The following is a 19,712-nucleotide window of genomic DNA, read 5'->3' as shown; positions in this document are numbered from 1 at the left end:
TCCATGTCATGAAATACGCCGACACCTCATGCGAAATCAGGAGCGGGTACCGACATGGATTATTTCAGACGTTTCAACTTTCTGTTCGCGACGCCAACATTCGACAATGAGGATCTGGAAGGCGCCCGCTACAATCAGATCGTCGAGGAGATCGAACGCTCCGGCTTCGAGGTAGTACGCGCGCGCAATCTCGAAGATGCCGAGATCGCCGTGCAGACGGATGCGGCCATCGGCTGCATGCTGGTCGACTGGGGCAAGAAGGGCCTCGAAGGAAAGACGGCCGCCCTCATCAACCTCATGCGCCGGCGCGGCCTCGAGTTCCCGATCATCCTGCTGATCCGCCGCAAGCGCTTCGAGGATGTGCCGGTGGAAGTCCTCGATTTCATCGACGGCTACGTCTTCCTATCGGAAGAAACGCCCGCCTTCATCGCGAAAAGCCTGATCAGCAGGCTCAAGCAATATGCCGAGACGCTGAAGACGCCATTCTTCGGTGCGCTTGTCGATTATGCCGAGGAAGGCAACCACCTCTGGACTTGCCCGGGGCACAACGGCGGCATCTTCTATAGCCGCAGCCCCATCGGCCGGGTCTTCATGGAGCATCTGGGTGAAGCGGTCTTCCGCGACGATCTCGACAATTCCGTGCTCGATCTCGGCGACCTCCTGACCCACGAGGGACCAGCGCTTGCCGCGCAAAAGGAAGCAGCGAAGATTTTCGGCGCTGAGAAGACCTATTTCGTGCTGAACGGCACCTCCACGTCCAACAAGGTCGCGCTCTCGGCGCTCGTGACCGACGGCGATCTCGTGCTGTTCGACCGCAACAACCACAAGGCCGCCCATCACGGCGCCTTGATGATCTCGGGCGGCATTCCGATCTATCTGCCGACCAGACGCAATGTCTATGGCCTGATCGGCCCTATGGATTTCGCTGACATGGACGAGGAGGCGCTGCGCGAGCGTATCCGCACCCATCCGCTGGTGAAAGATCCAGAAGCCTACAAGAAGCCGCGGCCGTTCCGCGTCGCGGTCGTGGAACAATGCACCTATGACGGCACCATCCACAATGCCGAGATGATCCTCAAGCGGATCGGCCACCTGTGCGATTACATCCTTTTCGACGAGGCATGGGCGGGCTTTATGAAATTTCATCCGCTTTATGCCGGGCGCTTTGCCATGGGTCTTTCCGATCTTGGCCCGGATGCGCCCGGCATCATCGCCACCCAATCCACTCATAAGCAGCTGGCAAGCTTCTCGCAGGCCTCGCAGATCCACATGAAGGATAGGCACATCACCGGCCAGAAACGCCGCGTGGAGCACCGGCGCTTCAACGAAAGCTTCATGCAGCACGCGTCGACCTCGCCCTTCTATCCGCTCTTCGCCTCGCTCGACGTCGGCGCGCAGATGATGAAGGGTCGCTCGGGCGAAGTGCTTTGGGACGACACGATCCGCCTCGGCATCGAACTGCGCAAGAAAATCCGCGCCGTTCGCCGCGAATTCGAGGAGAAGGAGCATCGCCCGGAACGCCGCTGGTTCTTCGAGCCTTTCGTGCCGGATCGGGTGGCGATCCCGGATGTGTCGAGCCCCGGCGCCGTGCATGACGTGCCGTGGGAAAGTGTCGCGACCGACCAGCTCGCAACCAATCCTGCCTTCTGGCACCTGACGCCCGATGCCTCATGGCACGGCTTTTCCGGCATGGAGCCGGGTTTTGCCATGACGGACCCGAACAAGCTCACCTTACTTACCCCCGGCTTCGACCGAGCGAGCGGGAAATACACCGAGCATGGGATTCCAGCGCCTGTGGTCGCACAATATCTGCGCGAAAACCGTATCGTCGCGGAAAAGAACGACCTCAATTCGCTGCTGTTCCTTCTGACGCCCGGTGTCGAGGCCAGCAAGGCCGGCACTCTGATCAGCGGCCTTGTTGCCTTCAAGAAGCTTCATGACGACAATGCGCTGCTGGAAGAGGCAATTCCGGAATTCTACCGTCGCCGTCCGGTTCGCTACGCGGGCGTGCGCCTGCGCGATCTCTGCGCTGAGATGCACAATTTCTTCCGCCAGGCCGATGTAAGCGCCCTGCAGACGAAGCAGTTTTCCGCCGAGCATCTGCCGCCGATCGCCATGTCGCCGCACGATGCCGCGCGCTGCCTGGTGCGCAACGATGTCGACTATCTGCCGATCGACGCCATTGCCGGCCGCATCGCGACGACGCCTTTCGTCGTCTATCCTCCGGGGATTGCGACCATCGTGCCGGGCGAGCGCCTGACGGAGCAGGCAAAGCCCATGATCGACTATCTCAAAATGTTTGAAACCTGCTTCAACACCTTCCCCGGCTTCGAAGTGGAGATTCAAGGCCTCTATCGCGAGATTGATGCATCCGGCAAAATCCGGCTCTATACCTACGTCGTCGCGGAATAGGTTGGAAAATTCGGATTGGTCATGAAGCAGGGTAAACCAATCGTCGTTCGCCCGTCCCGGGAGAGCGACGTCGACGCCATGTTGGCTATCTATCGCCGCCATATTCACCGCGGCGTCGAGGCCGGGGTTGATGACAGCGACACCCCGCAGCCGGACGATCTGCGCGAACGGCGCAAGAATTTGAAGGACAAACGCTTCCCGCATGTCGTTGCGATCGACGGAGAGAAGGTCGTCGGCTATGCCTATGTGGTGCTGTTCCGCAAGCGCCCGGCCTATCGCTATACCGTCAAGCATTCGATCTATGTGCATCACGATCATGTCGGCCAGGGCGTCGGCAGCCTGCTGATGCGCGGACTGATCGACGCCTGCGCCGCGGCTGGCTTCCGGCAGATGATCGGCTATATCGACGCGGACAATGTCGCTTCGCTCGCCTTGCACGAACGCTTCGGCTTCGTTCGCGTCGGCCTTCTGCCAGCCGTTGCTTATCGCTACGGTCGCTGGGCCGACACCGTGATGGTCCAGCGCTCGCTCGGTCCCGGCTCCACCACGCAACCGCCTCCGCCACCACTCTCGACCCGCTGAAGCAGAGCGGATTGCGGCTGCCGCGGCAAACTTGGCGCCTATGCCTGATGCTGCGTTTGAGCTGGTCTGAAGCCCAAGACGAAATTCACGACCTTCGATGAGGACATTTCGCAGGGCTTGAGAGAGAGGTTTCCTCCGGAGAGCATATACAGATTAAAGCTGACGATATCGGTCCCGCCAAGCTCTTCGCCATAGAGCCAGATCCGTTTCCCGTCGGTAGATCGCTTGACTGTGACACCCCAGGGGCGATCCTGAAAACGCCCCTCCGAATAGCCGTCAGGCAGCTTAGCAAGCGCATCTTCGAAGCCCGACAATTCGGCGGGCAGCGGCTGCGGAACGTCGTCGATCATGGTGCCAGGCATTCGTCACATATGCCGCAACCGTCTTCGTCCATCTTCCTCGCCGATCGCAGCCTTCGGCAGCATAGACATGCGGTGCCATCGGCTCGGGATTCCTCATCACGCTCGGGCGGAAGGATCTCCATAAGCAGGTCGGAAGGCGGATTGGTGGCGATTTGGCCCATCTTGAGGCTCCGTATTGGGGGGACGGACAAGAGATAAGAAGCCCTGAGCGCATCTCAAGGTGGCGTTTGCGGCATGGCTGGCCTGCGGCAATTTCCTCGCCTCTCCCTAGCAAACCAACAGAGCCGGTTTGATATCGTCATCGGGGATGATATGTTCTGCATTTGTTTCAGCCCCTGTAGTTGATGGGCCGCGCTGAACCTACTATGTGATGACCGAGACCTCCATGAACGACACGAGCTCGAGCCCAGTCCGAAAGATCATCCATGTGGATATGGATGCATTCTATGCGTCGGTCGAACAGCGAGACAATCCCGAGCTGCGCGGCAAACCGCTTGCGGTCGGAGGGTCGGCTGCGCGCGGCGTCGTGGCGGCAGCAAGCTACGAGGCCCGCGCCTTCGGCGTTCACTCGGCGATGCCTTCGGTTACCGCCAAACGCAAATGTCCGGAGCTGATTTTTGTGCCGCCGCGCTTCGACGTCTACAGGGCGGTGTCGCAGCAGATCCGCGAGATCTTTGCCGAATATACTTCGATGATCGAGCCGTTGTCGCTCGACGAGGCCTATCTCGACGTCACCCAGAACCACAACGGGATGGAAATCGCCACCGAGATCGCGCTGGAGATCCGGATCAAGATCAAGCAGACCACCGGCCTCAATGCTTCGGCCGGCATTTCCTACAATAAGTTCCTCGCCAAAATGGCAAGCGACCTCAACAAGCCGAACGGCCAGGCGGTCATTACACCGAAAAACGGGCCGGCCTTCGTCGAAACGCTTCCTGTCAAGAAATTCCACGGCGTCGGGCCGGCAACCGCCGAGCGCATGCATAAATACGGGATCGAAACCGGGCTGGATCTGAAATCGAAATCGCTCGCTTTCCTGCGGGAGCATTTTGGAAAGGCAGGCCCATATTTCTACGGTATCGCCCGCGGCATCGACGAGCGCCAGGTAAAGCCGGACCGGATCCGCAAATCTATCGGGGCGGAAGACACGTTCGTTGAAGATATCGACGATCTCGAACTGGCGAGGGCCGAGTTGCGGCCGCTGGCACAGAAGGTCTGGCGCTACTGCGAAGCAGGCGGTTTCAGCGCCAAAACGGTGACCGTGAAGATCAAATATTCGGACTTTACCCAGGCGACACGCAGTCGGACAGGCTCCTTGCCGGTCGCGGACGTTGGCGCCGTTCTTGAAATAGCGTCGGCGCTTCTGGCAACCGTCCATCCGTTCACGCGGCCGATCCGGCTGCTCGGCATCACGCTTTCGTCTTTGACGAACGAAGAGGACGATGATGGGAGCTCACAACCCCAGCTCGATCTCGGCATCTGAGGGATGATAATCTCCCATCCGCCATTTTGGGACGTGCTCGGCATTCCCTTGGTCGAGGGACCGAAGAGCCGATTGAGGCTCAGCGAGGGCGGTACGGGCCGTGGCTGATACCACTGCCGGCACTACCGCTCAGCAAGATCGCTTGCGCTTCATCATTGCGTTCAGCTTCTCAGCCCCGGCTTCATCGAGAGGTGTGTAGACGATCATGCGGTCCTCATTGCTGGGCCTTGACCACCAGTTATTGGATTGCAGCGGCAGGATGCTGCCATCCGCCAGCCGGAAACGCTTCACGGTATTCTCGATGCCTTTGAGCTGATAGCGATCCCATACGATGCGGAACTGATCCGAAGCGCTCATATAGCGTTCCAATTGCCGCTCCCAGCTCGGATCGTCGAGATGCTCGGCCATCGAGGCGCGAAACAGCGCTGCCATATTGGCCAGCATCTCATCGGGATCGGCCTGGCTTGCGCGCCAGGCAGGATTGACGAGGGATAGGTAGATGCAGTTCCGGTCCTCGGGCGGAAGGGCATCGAGATCGACGCCGACAAGGCGGCGATATGCCTCGTTGAAGCCGCGTATATTGTAGCGCTTCGTCTGAACAAGAGCCGGATAGGGACAGAGATGATCGAGAATGCGCTGGCTGGCCTCGGTGAGCGGCTCGCAAACGCGCGGATTCTCGAGCCGGGGCGGAACCGGCAGATTGGCCAATCTGAAAAGGTGTTCCGTCTCGACTTCATTGAATTCCAAAGCATGCGCGACAGAGAGCAGTACGCGCGGCGACACGCGGATCGGGCGGCCTTGCTCCAGCTTGGTGTACCAGGTGATGCCTATATCGGCACGTGACGCCACTTCTTCCCGCCGCAATCCGGGTGTACGAATCCGCCCTGCCCGACCGAGTCCCAATCTTTGCGGGTCAAGGGATTCCCGCCGTCTTCGTAACATCTCGCCGAGTTCCTGTGCCCGTGAAAGCATTTGATTGGGAACGATATCGAGCGTGCCGTGCATTTTCCTTCTCCAGCCTGACACTTCTTATACCAGTCTAAACAGGTATCTTGTACCAGTTTAACATGGGTGTAGAACGCTGTGGACTCAGTTTTGAAAATACTTTGAGGTCCCCATGTCATCCGCACCAATCCGGCTTGGCCAGTTCGGCCTGCTGATCCTGCTGGCCGGGCAATTGCTGCTGCAGCTCGATTTTTCCATCATCAATGTCGGCCTCGCCGCCATCTCCGCCTCGCTGCACGCCGGCGAGACCGAACTTGAACTTTTCGTCGCCGCCTATGGCGTCGCCTTTGCCGTCTGCCTGGCCATGGGTGCGCGCCTCGGCGACAATTTCGGCCGCAGGCGCATGTTTGGCCTGGCAGTCCTATTGTTCTGCCTCGCCTCCCTCCTATGCGGCGTGGCGACATCAGTCACCTTCCTCATCGTTGCGCGCGCACTGCAGGGAATTGCGGCGGCACTCATGGTGCCGCAGGTGCTGGCGACCATCCATGTCAGCCTGACAGGGCGCGATCACGCCCGCGCCGTCTCGCTCTATAGCGCGATCGGCGGTATCGCTTTCATCATCGGCCAGGTTCTCGGCGGTTTCCTGATCTCGGCTGATATTGCCGGCTCCGGCTGGCGCAGCATCTTCCTCATCAATCTGCCTGTTTGCATCCTGATCCTGCTCAGCGTGTGGCGACATGTCCCCGAAACGCGGGGCCAAGGCAAAGTTCCCGTCGACTGGTCAGGCATGATCACGCTGGCACTTCTGACTTTATCGATCTTGCTGCCGACCGCGCTCGGCCCGTCGCTCCACTGGAACTGGCTTTGCCTGCTCGGCTTCGTGCCGATCCTGCCGCTGGTGGCACTCCTCTGGCGCATCGAGCGCGCCAAGGAAGCGCGTGGCGCCTTCCCGATCTTGCCGCCGTCGCTCACGCGCATCTCCAGCATGCGCTTCGGAGGGCTGATCGCCATACTCTTCTTCACCTGCTGGAGCGGCTTCATGTTCGTCTTCGCCCTTACCTTGCAGGCGGGCGCCGGGCTGACACCGCTGCAATCAGGCAATGCCTTGATTGCGCTCGGCGGCTCCTATTTCATCTCGGCCGCTTTCGTGACACCTCGCCTTGCAAACATACGCCGGGAACTCATGTTGGCGATGGGCTGCGTGATCCAGATGAGCGGCCTTGCTCTGCTCATCGTGACGCTCGAAGCCGTCTGGCCGCAGCCTGGCGTCATCAACCTCATTCCGTCCACAGTCCTGATCGGTTTCGGCCAGGCGTTGATCGTCAACACCTTCTACCGGCTTGGACTGGCGGACGTGCCGCATGAACATGCCGGTGCCGGCAGCGCCATGCTCGCAACCATGCAGCAGGTGTCGCTGGGTCTCGGGCCGGCGATCCTTGGGGCCGTATTTGCCCAGGTGCTGCAATATTCGAGCGCCTATCTCTCCGCCGGGGTCACGGCGATCGCCGTCGAGCTCGGGCTGATGGCTATCCTGTTGGCGGCCACGCTTCTGCGGCTGGCACGGCAGCGCAGCCGACCTGAAGAAGCCGAGATCGACGACGCCCTTATCGTCGCGCCCGAATGATCGGAAGGTCAGGATCAGTTGATCCCATAGCGAAGTCCGGCCCGTGACCAGGCCGGACTTGCAAGCATAAACCTCGTTTTGGATCAGATGCCGTTATGCCGGCAGCTGGAAGAACCAATTGGCGATCAGCACGATGGCGAGGCCACCGGCAAGTGCCAGATAGGGCAGAATACCCGCCTTCCTGACACCCAGATCCTGGCCGACCAGACCAAGATCATCCATGGCGCCAGCCGGGAACTTGCCGCCATCGCGAACATAATGCCTGTAGGCAAAGACCGGCAGGATGAGAGCCGCGAAGGCAAAGCCGATCCAGAGCGCATTGGCGTAGCCCCAGACCTTGGCACCGGCACCAAGGAAGAGCGCGTTGACGAAGGCAAGCACCGTGTTTAGGCCGATGAGCCAAGACGGCGCCTTCCACGGGCGCTCGACATGGCCAGAGTCCATGCGGTGGATCCAGCCCGAATTGAGATTGAGGAAGTTGAAGATGATGTATCCGACGTTGGAAACGGCAAGCACGAAGAAATAACCGCTCGTGTCCGACGCAATGGCTAGAAGAAAGAGATTGAAGGCGAAATCCGTCCACATCGCTCTCGTCGGCGCGCCGTTCTCGTTCACATGGTCGAGATATTTCGGCAGCCAGCCGTCCTTCGAGCCCTGATAGAGGGTGCGCGAAGAACCCGCCATTGCCGTCATGATCGCCAGGAACAGCGCGAGGATCATCAGGATGACGAGCAGCTGTGTGACCACGCGGCCGGCGCCGATCAGGCCGCCGAGCGCTTCGCCGACGCCGGTGCCGTCGACGATGCCGGGCGCCAGCATGCCGGCATGACCGAGCACGCCCTGGAAAGCGAAGGGCACCAGGAAGAAGAAGACGCAGCAGGCAAGGCCCGAGTAGAAGATTGCCTTGAACGTATCCGTCTTCGGGTTCTTCAGTTCACGCGTATAGCAGACCGCCGTTTCGAAGCCATAGGTCGACCAGGCGGCGATATAGAGGCCGCCGAGGAAAAGCGTCCAGCCGCCATTGCTCCAAGTGCCGTCAGTCGCAGCATAGGCAGCTGTCGGTGGCAGCAGGCCGGTCACGTTGGCGGAGAGGATTTGGCCGCTAACGATCGGATAGACACCGATGATCAGAAGCGGCACGAGCACGATGATAGCCAGCCACTTCTGCACGCTCGCCGTCTCGGAAATGCCGCGATGCTGGATCGCAAAAATGATCAGCATCAGAATGCCGCCGATGAAGAAGGTAGCATTGATATTGGCGGTTGCGAGGAAAGGAATATTGAAGCTGACGAGAGACCAGTTGCGGATGGCAGGTGTAAAAGCGGCAACGCCATCGGCACTGAGCAGCGCTTTTACCGCATCGTCGGGCGATGTACCGGCATGTGCCGCAATGTATTCGGCAACGCGCGGGCTATCGGCGGTTATCGATGTCGCATGCGCACTGATCCAGCTCAAGACGGCCTGCGAATCCGCCGCCGGAATTGGGTAGAAGGCATTGAGGATATAGCCGGCTGCAATCGCGCAGCCGAGGGACAACACCGGCGACCAGGCAAACCAGTTGCACCAGACGGAAAGCGGCGCGATGAATTTCGAGTAGCGCAGCCATGCCGTCGCGCCATAAACCGAGGCGCCGCCGGACTTGTTGCCGAACATGCCGGCGATTTCCGCATAGGTAAAGGATTGCAGGAAGCCCATGATCATCGAGATGATCCACACGACGAAGGCAAGCTTGCCCGTCGTGCCGGCGATACCGCCGATGGAGAAGAGAACAAGCGGCGGCACGCCCGCAGCCACCCAGAACGCGCCCTTCCAGTCCAGCGCGCGTATAAGCTTACCTTCGGTGCCGGCAGGAGCGCCGGCGTCCACGATGTCAGTCATTGGTGATATTCCCCATTTTGTTCCGGACGTATCTCTCGTACGTCTCCCTGAACGTGCCTCCCATGGCATTGCGGGGCTTGCTGGAGGTTTTCATGAGCCGAGTCTGTGCGCGGTTTCCAGATGCTGCCCTTTATGCATAGTGAAGATATTTTCTTTTTAGTCAATATCCCTTTACTTTCGGACGGCATTTTGTCAGCATGAATCCGGTGCCTCGATGCACCTATTTCCCGAGAGGGCTTAATGCGAGAACTCCATCCGCCAAGCGCCGGAATACGGCCGATCTCGGCGAGCATCATTCGCTATCCAGGCATTCCGGCCTTGCCGCAAGATACCGAACGCTATCGCTGCAAAGGCGGTGGGTCGCTGGTCGTACGCGTCGAGCCCGGCGACCGGATTTCGGTGACGGACAGCGAAGGCGGGCAGGTCTGCGAGCTCACCTTCCTTGACGAGAAGGGCCGCTTTCAATCCGCAGGCTTGGGGGCCGCATTCACTGGCGAAGCGACAGGTCTCAAAGCCATTCTTTCCTCTGGTGATGAAAGTGCGGTTCGCGTCAGGACAGCGCTGGAGCGTCGCGGGGCCGATCTGGCCTCTGCGGCAGCGCTTCGCCTCTTCGGCGCATCGTCACCAGCCGGCAGCACCGCGCATTTCACCGTCGCGGTCAGGGGCCTGCTGATCGCCTGCGCACCGGGAACGGCCATGTCACCTGAGACGCAAGATACGGCAACGCCCATCGAAGTCAGGATACGTCGCACGACCATCCTGCGAGACTATACCTCCGCGTTACCCGAACCGCTCGCCGATCCGATCGAGGACATCCGCATCCAGGCGGCAACCGCTTCGGCCTATTTCGTCCGCGCCGGCGAATATATTCAGATCATCGACGTCTACGGCCGGCAATGCACAGATTTCCAGGCCTTCTCCGCCCGTAAGGTCGACAAAGGCCTCGACCTTGCGCTCGATTCGACGGTCACGCGCACGCTGCTCGGCCGCAGCTATCCAGCGCCCGGCCTTCCCTCCAAGGCTTTCGACCGTGATTTCGAGCCGCTGGTGGAAATCGTGCAGGACACGGTTGGCCGCCACGACGCCTTCGCCACGGCCTGCAACTCCCGCTACTACGACGACATGGGCTATCCCGGTCACGTGAACTGCACCGACAATTTCAATGCGGCGCTCGCGCCCTATGGAATTGCCAACCGAAAGGGCTGGGAGGCCCTCAACTATTTCTACAACACCAATGTCGATCACAATAACCAGCTCTATCTCGACGAACCTTGGTCGAGACCGGGCGATTACGTCCTGATGCGCGCCCTGACGGATCTTGTCTGTGTTTCCTCATCCTGCCCCGATGACATCGACGCGGCCAATGGCTGGGACCCGACCGATATCCACGTGCGCACCTTTTCCGGCAAAGAAAAATTCACACGAGCGGTGGCCTATCGCATGACCCCTGACGCCGACCCCGAACTGACGCGGGAAACCGCGTTTCACCCGCGCCTTTCCGCCATGACACGCGACTACACCGAATATCGCGGCTTCTGGCTACCCAACCGCTTCTCCTCGGAAGGACCGGTGGAGGAATACTGGGCCTGTCGCGAACGTGCCGTCGTCATCGACCTTTCGCCGCTGCGCAAGTTCGAGGTGACTGGGCCGGATGCGGAGGAATTGCTGCAATATTGCCTGACGCGCGACGTGCGCAAGCTCTCGACCGGCCAGGTCGTCTATTCCGCCATGTGCTACGAACACGGCGGCATGATCGACGACGGCACGCTGTTTCGCCTCGGCGACAAGAACTTTCGCTGGATCGGCGGCGATGACTATAGCGGCATCTGGCTGCGCGAGCAGGCCGAGAAGAAAGGCTTCAAAGCCTGGGTGCGCTCCTCCACCGACCAGATGCACAATATCGCCCTGCAAGGCCCGAAGAGCCGCGACATCCTCAAGGAGATCATCTGGACGGCACCGCGCCAATCAACCATTGGCGAGCTGGAGTGGTTCCGCTTCACCGTCGGCCGCATCGGTCATTTCGAAGGAGCACCGGTCGTCGTCTCGCGCACGGGCTATACCGGCGAGCTCGGCTACGAAATCTTCTGCCATCCGAAGGATGCGGTAACAGTCTTTGACGCTGTCTGGAAAGCCGGCGAGCCTTACGGGCTGAAGCCGATGGGTCTCGAGGCGCTCGATATGGTGCGCATCGAGGCGGGCCTGATCTTTGCCCATCATGAATTCGACGATCAGACAGATCCTTTCGAGGCCGGTATCGGCTTCACTGTTCCGCTGAAATCAAAGCAGGACGATTTCATCGGGCGCGAGGCGCTGGTCAGGCGAAAGGAAAACCCACGGCATCTGATGGTCGGACTTGATATCGAGGCCAACGAGGCCGTCGGACATGGCGATTGCATCCATATCGGCCGCGCGCAGATCGGCGTGGTCACCAGCGGCACCCGTTCACCGATCCTCGGCAAAACCATCGCGCTCGCCCGTGTCGACGTCACGCATGCCGCTATTGGAACCAAGGTCGAGATCGGCAAACTCGATGGTCAGCAAAAGCGGCTTCCAGCCGTCATCGTGCCGCTTTCTCACTACGATCCGCAAAAGACGCGGCCGCGATCCTAATCCGAGTTCTTCTGCGCGGCCGAGATCGCACGTGCCGCCTCTTCCGAGGAATTGGCAAGCGTACGCATCTCTGCCGCCAGGACCGCAAAACCCGATCCGGCCGTACCCGCTCTTGCCGCCTCGATGCCGGCATTGACGGCTAGCAGTTTCAGATAGCGCAGCGACTGCAGAATTTCGTTGGTCTTCGATGCCGTGACCCGCATGTCCGCGGTCTGCTCGTCGAGGCGCTGGTAGAGCGATTCGATATTCAGGATACTGCCTTCGAGATAGAGAAGCTCCCCGGCCACGTCCCATACGCCGCCGCCGGTCTCCGTCACCCAGAGGAAATGGCCGTCGCGATGACGGATGCGATACTCCATCGTCCAGTCGGTGCGGCTTTCCAAAGCCTTGCCGACAAGCTCATCCATGAGCGGGATATCATCCTCGCACATGATCGAAGTAAAGGTCCGCGTGCGGTTGCCGATGATCTCATCGGCGGGATAGCCGAAAATGCGCTCGATGCCGTCGGTCATCTCAAGCATCGTATAGTTTTCGTCAGCGCGGCAGCGATAGAGAAAACCCGCCATACGGCCAAGAACGCTTGTCTGAAAATCCATGGAAGCCATGCCCGAAGAGAAGGTTGCGGATGAACTCGTTTCGTCTCAACGCATAAAAATCCGGCAAAGGCTGCTTTCGCCTCCCTTGCCGGTTAGGTGGGGAAATGGTCAAGGATCAATTGCGCAGATATTCCTCCATGGAATCATCGAGCGCATCGATCCAGGGCGTATGATGTTTCGGCGACATATTGCCGGTCATCAGTGAGCGGTAGGCGTTGTCGCGGAAGCCCATGATGTTTTCCGCCTTGTGATGCTCCCATTCCATGAAGGTCCTGTTCGTGCCTTCGATATCGAAGCTCGGATAATCGGTCTCGGAAAGCAATTCCTTCACATAGTCGCCCTGATACCAGATCATCTGCTCGGCATCCTCGAGCGTCTCCTCGCGGGCACGCCATTTGTCGAAGTTTGCCTGCAGCTCCTCTTCCGGCGGCAGCTTGATGCGCCCCATCATGACATCGCGCGCCCACCAGGCCTGCACGTCGAACATGTTGAAGGTGTAGAACTGGTCCTGCATGCCGATGTAGAAAAGCTGCGGGTTCTGGTCGAAGATCACCCCCTTGTAGAGGTGGTCGGCCCAGAGCCGGTTGGCAGTCTTCAGCCGCAGGTCGTCAGGCAGGAACGGGAAGTGATGCTGATAGCCGGTGCATAGGATCAGCGCATCGACATCTTTCGATGAGCCGTCGAGGAAATAGGCAGTCTTGTTCTCAAGGCGCGTCAACAGCGGCCGCTCTTCGAAATTCTCGGGCCATTTGAAACCCATCGGCTTGGAGCGATAGCTCGTCGTCACCGACTTAGCGCCATATTTCCAGCATTGCGAACCGATATCCTCGGCGGAATAGCTGCGGCCGACAAGGAGTACGTCTTTGCCCTTGAACTCTAGGGCATCGCGGAAATCGTGCGCATGCAGCACGCGGCCGTTGAAAGTCTTTACCCCTTCGAAATAGGGCACGTTCGGTGTCGAGAAGTGGCCAGAGGCCACGACGACATAATCGAACTCCTCGTCATACATCCGGTCCTGAGGGCGATCATGCGCGGTTACCGTGAACTTCTTCGTCTCTTCATCGAAGCGCACCATGCGAACCGGCGTGCTAAAGCGCACCCATTTGCGCACGTCGGCCTTCTCGACGCGGCCCTTGATATAGTCCCAGAGCACGGCGCGCGGCGGATAGGAGGCGATCGGCTTGCCGAAATGCTCCTCGAAGGAATAATCGGCAAATTCCAGGCATTCCTTCGGGCCGTTCGACCAGAGATAGCGATACATGCTGCCATGCACCGGCTCGCCATATTCATCGAGGCCCGTGCGCCAGGTATAGTTCCAAAGGCCGCCCCAATCCGCCTGCTTTTCGAAGCAGACGACTTCCGGGATATCAGCACCCTTCTTTGCGGCCGATTGAAAGGCCCTTAGCTGGGCAAGGCCCGAAGGGCCGGCACCGATAACGGCAACTCGTGTCATGTGGCATTCCCCTTCTCGATTATGTCGAAGTTCTTATTGCATGCAGTCGTTTCGCGCCGAATTGGCATCAATCCGGAAAAATGCCGGGACTGGTCGGGGCGCCGTCGTCATATTTCGACAGCCAGTCGATCGTGGTCTGGCGGAAGCGCGTCAGGCCCTTGTAGTCGATGAGCTCCGGCGGCAGGGTTTTCAGCACGCGCGGGAAGCGGCGCGCCCATTTCGGCACGGTCACCAGTTCATTCATGTTCATCAGATAGCAGCGGATGACGAAGAGAATGGCGTTGGAGCGCGGCAGGCGCCACAGGCTCTGCAGCTCGACGCGCAGGTGTACCTTCTCGCCGACATTCTCGGGCGTCACCGTGGTGCGATCCGGACCCCATTTCGGATAGTTTTCGGGGCTCGTATCGAGCCGCGGATTGATCGTCATCGTCCAGTTGAACCGGCGTGTCGGCTTGCCCAGCTGCAGGTTCAAGAGGAACTTAAGCGCGCGGTCGAAGACGCCGATCTGATGGGCGAGCGGCACCGGCCCGTGCCATTCCATGAAGTTCATGCCGATATCGAAATCGAGCGACCAATCGGCCTGGGTGGTGACCATGCCGGCATCCATCCAGAGATTGCTGTCACGCTGGTCGACGATGCAGAAATCACCCTGTGCCTGTCGGGTGATGTATTCGAAGGGTTCGTAAGGTAGGGTCGACGCATCACCGAATGTAAACGTGTCGTCGATGCCAAGGGGACGGTTGATCCAGCGCCACTGGTCGCCATTCTTGGTGAGCGTGAAATGTTCGGGATAGCCGGCCGCCTGCTCTTCCATTAGCAGTTCCAGCGTGTCCCATTGCGCTGTCATCATATGCGGCAGCGCCTGATAGCGTAAGGGATCTTCCTTCAACACCAGAGCCCGGTCATGCATCTCGGCGACATAGTGCTCGTCGACGTCGATGAGGCTTTCGTAGACCGTGTTCTTCCGCCCTTTTACATGCGGCTCCATGTTGACCGAATACATGTATTCGTCGCGATCGAAGGGGAACGGAAAACGCCGGATGTTTTCCGGACTGTTGCGGTAGGTAAAGTCGTCCCGAAACGTTTCCTGCTTGAAGGCGATTGCCATGACTATTCTCCTGGATATCGGCCGGATGCTTAGAGGTCGAGATGCAGCGCGCTTCCCTCGAAGCGGGAGACGCAGATCATCACCTTTCGGCCGGCGGCCTTTTCTTCGTCGCTCAGATAGACGTCATTGTGCAGAAGTTTGCCGTCGCAGACGGCAACACCCGTCTCGCACTGCCCACAGGCGCCGCCGCGACAGAGGAAAGGCGCATCGATGCCGACAGCCTCGATCGCCTCCAGCATGCTCTCGTGATGGCCGACGTGAACGGTCTTGCCCGATCGCGTCAGCATGATGGAGAAGGGCTTGCCGGGCTGCGACGACAGGAAGCGTTCCGAATGCAGGTTCTGCTCCGGCCAGCCGGCCTCCATGCCCGTTTTCAATACGCCATCGATCATGCCGGCAGGTCCGCAGACATACAGATGCGTGCCAAGCGGCTGGCTTTCGAGCAGACGGGCCACAGGGATGAAATTGCGATCGGCGTCGCAATAGATCTTCACGCGCTGCGAGCCATATTGCTCGACAAGTTCCCGGCAATAGGCGCCGCGATCGAGCGAACGCACGGCATAGTGCAGCTCGAAATTCGCGCCCTCGCGCGAGAACTGCTGCATCATGGCGATGAAGGGCGTAATGCCGATGCCGCCGGCAATCAGCAGATGCTTGCGCCCGCGCCAGTCCGGCTGGAACAGATTGACGGGATAGCTGACCTTGAGCTCGTCACCCTCCCGCACCTTCTCATGCATGAAGGCGGAACCGCCACGCGAGTCCTCGACACGCAGCACGCTGATCTCATAGGCCGAGCAATCATGCGGCGGCGACATCAGCGAATAGGCGTTGCGGCGCACATGACCCTCATCGTTCATTGAGACGATGACATGGGCGCCGCCAGAGAAATAAGGCATCGGCGCGCCATCGAGACGCTCGAAGCGGAAACGCTTGATGCGATCGGCGACGGGCGTCACCTTCGCGACACGAACCGGAATTTCCGTACCACCGCTCACAGGAACAACTCCTCGGGATCAGGCGCCGTGCCCGGCTCTTCCGCATCGATGTTGACGCCCTGGAAGGCGCCGAGCCGGCGCGAATAATGGTCGCGCACCAATAGCGGAAGCCCGCAATGGCTGCAGGCAAAAGGACTATGCGTGACATCGTCGGTGATGCCCTTGCAGTGGACGCATTGCACCCGTCTTGCAAGCGAGCCGCGATGCTCCGTGATGATCGAGGCGTGATCCATGCCGTAGTCGAGCGCCACCATCATCGCCTGGCCGATAAAGCCTTCCGTGCCGGCGATATAGAGCCGCGTGCCCATATGCGCCGTTGCAAGCGATCCTTTCAGCCGGAAGAGCAATGTCGCAATCGTCGGGGCCGTGAAGAACATGTCGCTGCCGAGCCCGCGCAGGGCCTCGTCATGACCCCTGCCCTGCGAGCCGCGCGCGACATAGAGAATCTCGCTGCGCGACAGGATGGTATCGTCAAGCCCGGCCATCTGGTCGAGGAGGGCATTGGCCCCCTCGCCTTCCAGCGCGAACAGATGCCGCCGGGCATGCGGCTGAATGGAGAGGCCCTTGTACACCGGTCGGCTCTTGATGCCTTCGACAAGCATGGGCGCCTCCTTAGCCGACGGCCGTCCTCTTCTTCTTTTCAGGGTCGTCGAACGGCAGCGTATGGGCAATCGCGCTCGCCTTCAGGCTCTTGCCGCGTACTTCCAGTTTCGTGCCCTGTACGGCCTTGTCGACATCGAGGCGGGCGATCGCCATCGATTTCTTCGTCAAGGTCGAATAGCAGGGGCAGGTGATGACACCGACCTTTTTGCCCTCGGCATAGACCTCGTCGCCGAGATCGGCCGGACCGTCTGCATCGATCAGCATACCGAAGATCTTGAAACGCTCCTTGCCCTTGAGGCGCGCATGTTCCTCGGCGCCGCGGAAGCCGGTCTTTCCGGGGCTGACGGTGAAGTCGAGGCCGAGCTCCCAGAGGCTGTCGCCGGGCGGCTGGTCCGCGAAAGGATACATCTGCGAGTTATCGTAGGGATAAAAGAGCAGATAGCTTTCGACGCGCAGCATGTCGAGGACGCTGAAGCAGCAGGGAATGATCCCCATCTCCTCGCCTTCCGCGACGATGCGATCCCAGACCATCGGTGCATCCTGGCCGCGCACGAAGATTTCATAACCGCGCTCGCCGGTATAGCCGGTGCGCGAGATCATCACGGGCGCGCCGAATAGGGTCGTCTGCATGTGATGGAAGTATTTGAGATCGCGGATGCCGGGTACATATTTGGCCAGATAATCGACGGCGACCGGGCCTTGCAGCGACAGATCATGCAGATCGTCGTCGAAGAGGACAGCGCAGTTCCGGCCAGCCGCCTGCTTGAGCACTTCCTCGTGGCCGGAGCCCGAACCATGCACCAGCATCCAGGAATTCGGACCGGTGCGGTAGACGATGCAGTCATCGGTGAAGTAGCCGCGATCGTTGAGCATCGCGGCATAAACCGAGCGGCCGGGATAGATCTTCGACATGTCGCGGGTGGTGATATAGTCGAGCACGGCAATGGCGTGCGGGCCGACCAGATGCACCTTCTTGAGGCCGGAAACGTCCATGATGCCGGCCTTGGTACGGATCGCAACATGCTCCTGCGACATGTCCTTCTCGTAGGTCCAGGCGGTTCCCATGCCGCTCCAGTCTTCGAGTTTCGATCCGAGAGCACGGTGCCGGTCCGCCAAGGCGGAGAAACGCCATGATAATGCCATTTCGTTCCCTCTTTTTCTTCTATGGAATATTTATTTCCTGACTATAATCGTCTTTCACGCCTTGGCAAGCCGATCCGGAGGGTTTTTCTTGGCCGTCCGGATGGTATTTCGCTCTTAAAACTTCGGTGGCTTCTTACCGGCGGCGCGATGGGCAGCGATGACGGTATTGGCCATCAGCATGGCGATTGTCATCGGGCCGACACCTCCGGGAACCGGCGTGATGGCAGCGGCGACTTCGGAGGCTTCACCATAGGCGACATCGCCCACCAGCCGGCTCTTGCCCTCGCCGCGCTCCGGTGCATCGATACGGTTGATGCCGACATCGATGACGGTCGCACCCGGCTTCACCCAATCCGCCTTGACCATCTCCGGACGGCCGACGGCCGCCACCAGGATATCGGCACCCTTTGCGACGGAGGCGAGATCCTTCGTGCGCGAATGCGCCGTCGTGACCGTCGCATTGGCAGAAAGCAGCAATTGCGCCATCGGCTTGCCGAACAGGTTGGAGCGACCGATGACCACCGCATTCAGACCCGATAGGTCCTCGCCATGCACCTGGCGCACCAAAAGCATGGCGCCGGCCGGCGTGCAGGAGATCAGCCCGGTCTCGAGATCGCCGGTGGCAAGCTTGCCGGCGTTGACGACATGTAATCCGTCGACATCCTTCTCAGGACGGATCGACTGGATGATCGCATCCGAATCGAGATGCTTCGGCAGCGGCAGCTGCACGAGGATGCCGTGGATGGAAGGGTCGTCGTTCAGCGACTGGACGAGCCTTGCCAGTTCTTCCTGCGTCGTTTCGGCCGGCAGCGTGTGCTGGATCGACTTGAAGCCGCATTCCTTGGCCATCTTGCTCTTGGAACTCACATAGGCGTGACTGGCCGGATCGTCGCCGACGATGACGACGGCAAGCCCGGTCTTCACACCGGCCTCCGCCTCAAGCCCAGCCGCCGCAGCCTTCACGGCCTCGATCACCGAAGCTGCTGCTTTCTTACCGTCGATCACCGTTGCAAGCGCCATCACTCACCCCATGCGCTCGGAGGCATAGGAGCCCGGGCTTGCCGGGAAGACGACGGTGCGGTTGCCGTTGAGGAAAGTGCGATAGTGGATATGCGCATGGATAGCGCGGGCCAGCACCTGGCTCTCCACATCGCGGCCGATCGACACATAGTCCTCGGCAGACTGCGCATGCGTGATGCGCGCCGTGTCCTGCTCGATGATCGGACCTTCGTCGAGATCGGCCGTGACATAATGCGCCGTCGCCCCGATCAGTTTCACCCCGCGTTCATAGGCCTGCTTGTAGGGGTTCGCTCCCTTGAAGGACGGCAGGAAGGAATGGTGGATGTTGATGATGCGGCCCGACATCTTCCGGCAGAGAGCATCCGACAGAACCTGCATGTAGCGGGCGAGCACGACGAGTTCGGTGCCGGTCTGCTCGACCAGTTCCAAAAGCTGGGCTTCGGCCTGCGGCTTGTTGTCCTTCGTCACCTTGATGTGGTGGAAGGGGATGTCGTGATTGACGACCACTTTCTGGTAGTCGAAATGGTTGGAGACGACGCCGACGATGTCGATCGGCAGCGCGCCGATCTTCCAGCGATAGAGCAGGTCGTTCAGGCAATGGCCGAAGCGCGAGACCATGAGCAGCACCTTCATGCGCTTCTTGGCATCATGGATCTCCGCATCCATGGCGAACTTTTCGGCGATCGGCTTGAAGCCTCCGGCAAGCGCCGGTCCGCCGACACCTTCCTCGGAAATGAAGGAGACGCGCATGAAGAACTTGCCGGTATCGAGATCGTCGAACTGACTGGAATCGACGATGTTGCAGCCCTGCTCGGCCAGATAGTTCGAGATCGCCGCAACGATCCCACGCGTCGATTTGCACGTCACTGTCAATACATAGCTCGTCATGCTGATCTTC

16 protein-coding genes are annotated in these 19,712 nt (G+C 59.9%); 5 read left to right on the top strand and 11 right to left on the bottom strand.

Features of this window, described 5'->3' with window-relative positions; translation table 11 throughout:
- Nucleotides 1–54: 54 nt before the first annotated feature.
- Nucleotides 55–2,412 carry an Orn/Lys/Arg family decarboxylase gene (locus ACYJRZ_RS23500; RefSeq protein ID WP_459463061.1) on the top strand — a complete coding sequence of 786 codons (2,358 nt, stop codon included), beginning with the start codon at nucleotides 55–57 and terminating at the stop codon, nucleotides 2,410–2,412.
- A 21-nt stretch (nucleotides 2,413–2,433) separates the two neighbouring features.
- On the top strand, nucleotides 2,434–2,994 hold the full coding sequence (locus ACYJRZ_RS23495) for an N-acetyltransferase family protein (protein ID WP_459463059.1): 561 nt from the start codon (nucleotides 2,434–2,436) through the stop codon (nucleotides 2,992–2,994).
- Nucleotides 2,995–3,032: 38 nt separating this feature from the next.
- Here the strand turns inward: ACYJRZ_RS23495 and ACYJRZ_RS23490 are convergent, their stop codons facing one another.
- On the bottom strand, nucleotides 3,033–3,356 hold the full coding sequence (locus ACYJRZ_RS23490) for a hypothetical protein (protein ID WP_459463057.1): 324 nt from the start codon (nucleotides 3,354–3,356) through the stop codon (nucleotides 3,033–3,035).
- 385 nt (nucleotides 3,357–3,741) lie between these two features.
- Here ACYJRZ_RS23490 and dinB point away from each other — a divergent pair, with 385 nt between their 5' ends.
- Entirely contained in the window at nucleotides 3,742–4,839 is a 1,098-nt protein-coding gene (gene dinB, locus ACYJRZ_RS23485) for a DNA polymerase IV (protein WP_459463055.1), read from the top strand.
- A 129-nt stretch (nucleotides 4,840–4,968) separates the two neighbouring features.
- On the opposite strand, the gene ACYJRZ_RS23480 is transcribed toward dinB, so the two are convergent.
- Nucleotides 4,969–5,844, bottom strand: a complete 876-nt coding sequence (locus ACYJRZ_RS23480) for a helix-turn-helix transcriptional regulator (protein ID WP_459463053.1) — start codon at nucleotides 5,842–5,844, stop codon at nucleotides 4,969–4,971.
- A 112-nt stretch (nucleotides 5,845–5,956) separates the two neighbouring features.
- Here ACYJRZ_RS23480 and ACYJRZ_RS23475 point away from each other — a divergent pair, with 112 nt between their 5' ends.
- A complete protein-coding gene (locus ACYJRZ_RS23475; RefSeq protein ID WP_459463051.1) occupies nucleotides 5,957–7,408 on the top strand; it encodes an MFS transporter in 1,452 nt (483 codons plus the stop codon).
- Between the two features lie 93 nt (nucleotides 7,409–7,501).
- Here the strand turns inward: ACYJRZ_RS23475 and ACYJRZ_RS23470 are convergent, their stop codons facing one another.
- The gene (locus ACYJRZ_RS23470) at nucleotides 7,502–9,286 is read right to left on the bottom strand and encodes an APC family permease (protein ID WP_459463049.1); all 1,785 of its coding nucleotides are present in this window, start codon (nucleotides 9,284–9,286) and stop codon (nucleotides 7,502–7,504) included.
- Between the two features lie 240 nt (nucleotides 9,287–9,526).
- Between ACYJRZ_RS23470 and ACYJRZ_RS23465 the strand changes: the two genes are divergently transcribed.
- Complete coding sequence (locus ACYJRZ_RS23465) at nucleotides 9,527–11,896, top strand: DUF1989 domain-containing protein (protein ID WP_459463047.1); 2,370 nt, start codon at nucleotides 9,527–9,529, stop codon at nucleotides 11,894–11,896.
- Here the strand turns inward: ACYJRZ_RS23465 and ACYJRZ_RS23460 are convergent.
- From ACYJRZ_RS23460 to purU, 8 genes are all read right to left on the bottom strand, one after another.
- Nucleotides 11,893–12,492, bottom strand: a complete 600-nt coding sequence (locus tag ACYJRZ_RS23460; protein ID WP_459463045.1) for a PAS domain-containing protein — start codon at nucleotides 12,490–12,492, stop codon at nucleotides 11,893–11,895. The two genes, ACYJRZ_RS23465 and ACYJRZ_RS23460, sit on opposite strands and share 4 nt — an antisense overlap.
- Nucleotides 12,493–12,607: 115 nt before the next feature.
- On the bottom strand, nucleotides 12,608–13,945 hold the full coding sequence (locus tag ACYJRZ_RS23455) for an NAD(P)-binding domain-containing protein (protein WP_459463043.1): 1,338 nt from the start codon (nucleotides 13,943–13,945) through the stop codon (nucleotides 12,608–12,610).
- Nucleotides 13,946–14,012: 67 nt separating this feature from the next.
- Nucleotides 14,013–15,053 carry a heme-dependent oxidative N-demethylase family protein gene (locus ACYJRZ_RS23450; RefSeq protein WP_459463041.1) on the bottom strand — a complete coding sequence of 347 codons (1,041 nt, stop codon included), beginning with the start codon at nucleotides 15,051–15,053 and terminating at the stop codon, nucleotides 14,013–14,015.
- 29 nt (nucleotides 15,054–15,082) lie between these two features.
- Nucleotides 15,083–16,048 carry a PDR/VanB family oxidoreductase gene (locus ACYJRZ_RS23445; protein ID WP_459463039.1) on the bottom strand — a complete coding sequence of 322 codons (966 nt, stop codon included), beginning with the start codon at nucleotides 16,046–16,048 and terminating at the stop codon, nucleotides 15,083–15,085.
- The gene (locus ACYJRZ_RS23440) at nucleotides 16,045–16,650 is read right to left on the bottom strand and encodes a dimethylamine monooxygenase subunit DmmA family protein (RefSeq protein WP_459463037.1); all 606 of its coding nucleotides are present in this window, start codon (nucleotides 16,648–16,650) and stop codon (nucleotides 16,045–16,047) included. Before ACYJRZ_RS23440 ends, ACYJRZ_RS23445 begins: the two co-directional genes overlap by 4 nt.
- A 10-nt stretch (nucleotides 16,651–16,660) precedes the next feature.
- Nucleotides 16,661–17,794: an aminomethyltransferase family protein gene (locus ACYJRZ_RS23435; RefSeq protein ID WP_459463035.1), complete on the bottom strand. Its 1,134-nt coding sequence runs from the start codon at nucleotides 17,792–17,794 to the stop codon at nucleotides 16,661–16,663.
- A gap of 114 nt (nucleotides 17,795–17,908) precedes the next feature.
- Nucleotides 17,909–18,814 carry a bifunctional methylenetetrahydrofolate dehydrogenase/methenyltetrahydrofolate cyclohydrolase FolD gene (folD, locus tag ACYJRZ_RS23430; protein ID WP_459463033.1) on the bottom strand — a complete coding sequence of 302 codons (906 nt, stop codon included), beginning with the start codon at nucleotides 18,812–18,814 and terminating at the stop codon, nucleotides 17,909–17,911.
- 3 nt (nucleotides 18,815–18,817) lie between these two features.
- Nucleotides 18,818–19,702 (bottom strand): formyltetrahydrofolate deformylase, encoded by an 885-nt coding sequence (gene purU, locus ACYJRZ_RS23425; RefSeq protein WP_459457200.1) that lies wholly within the window; start codon nucleotides 19,700–19,702, stop codon nucleotides 18,818–18,820.
- Nucleotides 19,703–19,712 lie beyond the last annotated feature (10 nt).

Source organism: Rhizobium sp. No.120 (assembly GCF_054558365.1).
This window is presented reverse-complemented; position numbering and strand designations above follow the sequence as displayed.

Excerpts from the sequence above, each read along its gene's own strand:
- ACYJRZ_RS23500 (WP_459463061.1), top strand. The coding sequence starts at position 55 with ATGGATTATTTCAGACGTTTCAACTTTCTGTTCGCGACGCCAACATTC.
- ACYJRZ_RS23495 (WP_459463059.1), top strand. The coding sequence starts at position 2,434 with ATGAAGCAGGGTAAACCAATCGTCGTTCGCCCGTCCCGGGAGAGCGAC.
- ACYJRZ_RS23490 (WP_459463057.1), bottom strand. The coding sequence starts at position 3,356 with ATGCCTGGCACCATGATCGACGACGTTCCGCAGCCGCTGCCCGCCGAA.
- dinB (WP_459463055.1), top strand. The coding sequence starts at position 3,742 with ATGAACGACACGAGCTCGAGCCCAGTCCGAAAGATCATCCATGTGGAT.
- ACYJRZ_RS23480 (WP_459463053.1), bottom strand. The coding sequence starts at position 5,844 with ATGCACGGCACGCTCGATATCGTTCCCAATCAAATGCTTTCACGGGCA.
- ACYJRZ_RS23475 (WP_459463051.1), top strand. The coding sequence starts at position 5,957 with ATGTCATCCGCACCAATCCGGCTTGGCCAGTTCGGCCTGCTGATCCTG.
- ACYJRZ_RS23470 (WP_459463049.1), bottom strand. The coding sequence starts at position 9,286 with ATGACTGACATCGTGGACGCCGGCGCTCCTGCCGGCACCGAAGGTAAG.
- ACYJRZ_RS23465 (WP_459463047.1), top strand. The coding sequence starts at position 9,527 with ATGCGAGAACTCCATCCGCCAAGCGCCGGAATACGGCCGATCTCGGCG.
- ACYJRZ_RS23460 (WP_459463045.1), bottom strand. The coding sequence starts at position 12,492 with ATGGATTTTCAGACAAGCGTTCTTGGCCGTATGGCGGGTTTTCTCTAT.
- ACYJRZ_RS23455 (WP_459463043.1), bottom strand. The coding sequence starts at position 13,945 with ATGACACGAGTTGCCGTTATCGGTGCCGGCCCTTCGGGCCTTGCCCAG.
- ACYJRZ_RS23450 (WP_459463041.1), bottom strand. The coding sequence starts at position 15,053 with ATGGCAATCGCCTTCAAGCAGGAAACGTTTCGGGACGACTTTACCTAC.
- ACYJRZ_RS23440 (WP_459463037.1), bottom strand. The coding sequence starts at position 16,650 with ATGCTTGTCGAAGGCATCAAGAGCCGACCGGTGTACAAGGGCCTCTCC.
- ACYJRZ_RS23435 (WP_459463035.1), bottom strand. The coding sequence starts at position 17,794 with ATGGCATTATCATGGCGTTTCTCCGCCTTGGCGGACCGGCACCGTGCT.
- folD (WP_459463033.1), bottom strand. The coding sequence starts at position 18,814 with ATGGCGCTTGCAACGGTGATCGACGGTAAGAAAGCAGCAGCTTCGGTG.
- purU (WP_459457200.1), bottom strand. The coding sequence starts at position 19,702 with ATGACGAGCTATGTATTGACAGTGACGTGCAAATCGACGCGTGGGATC.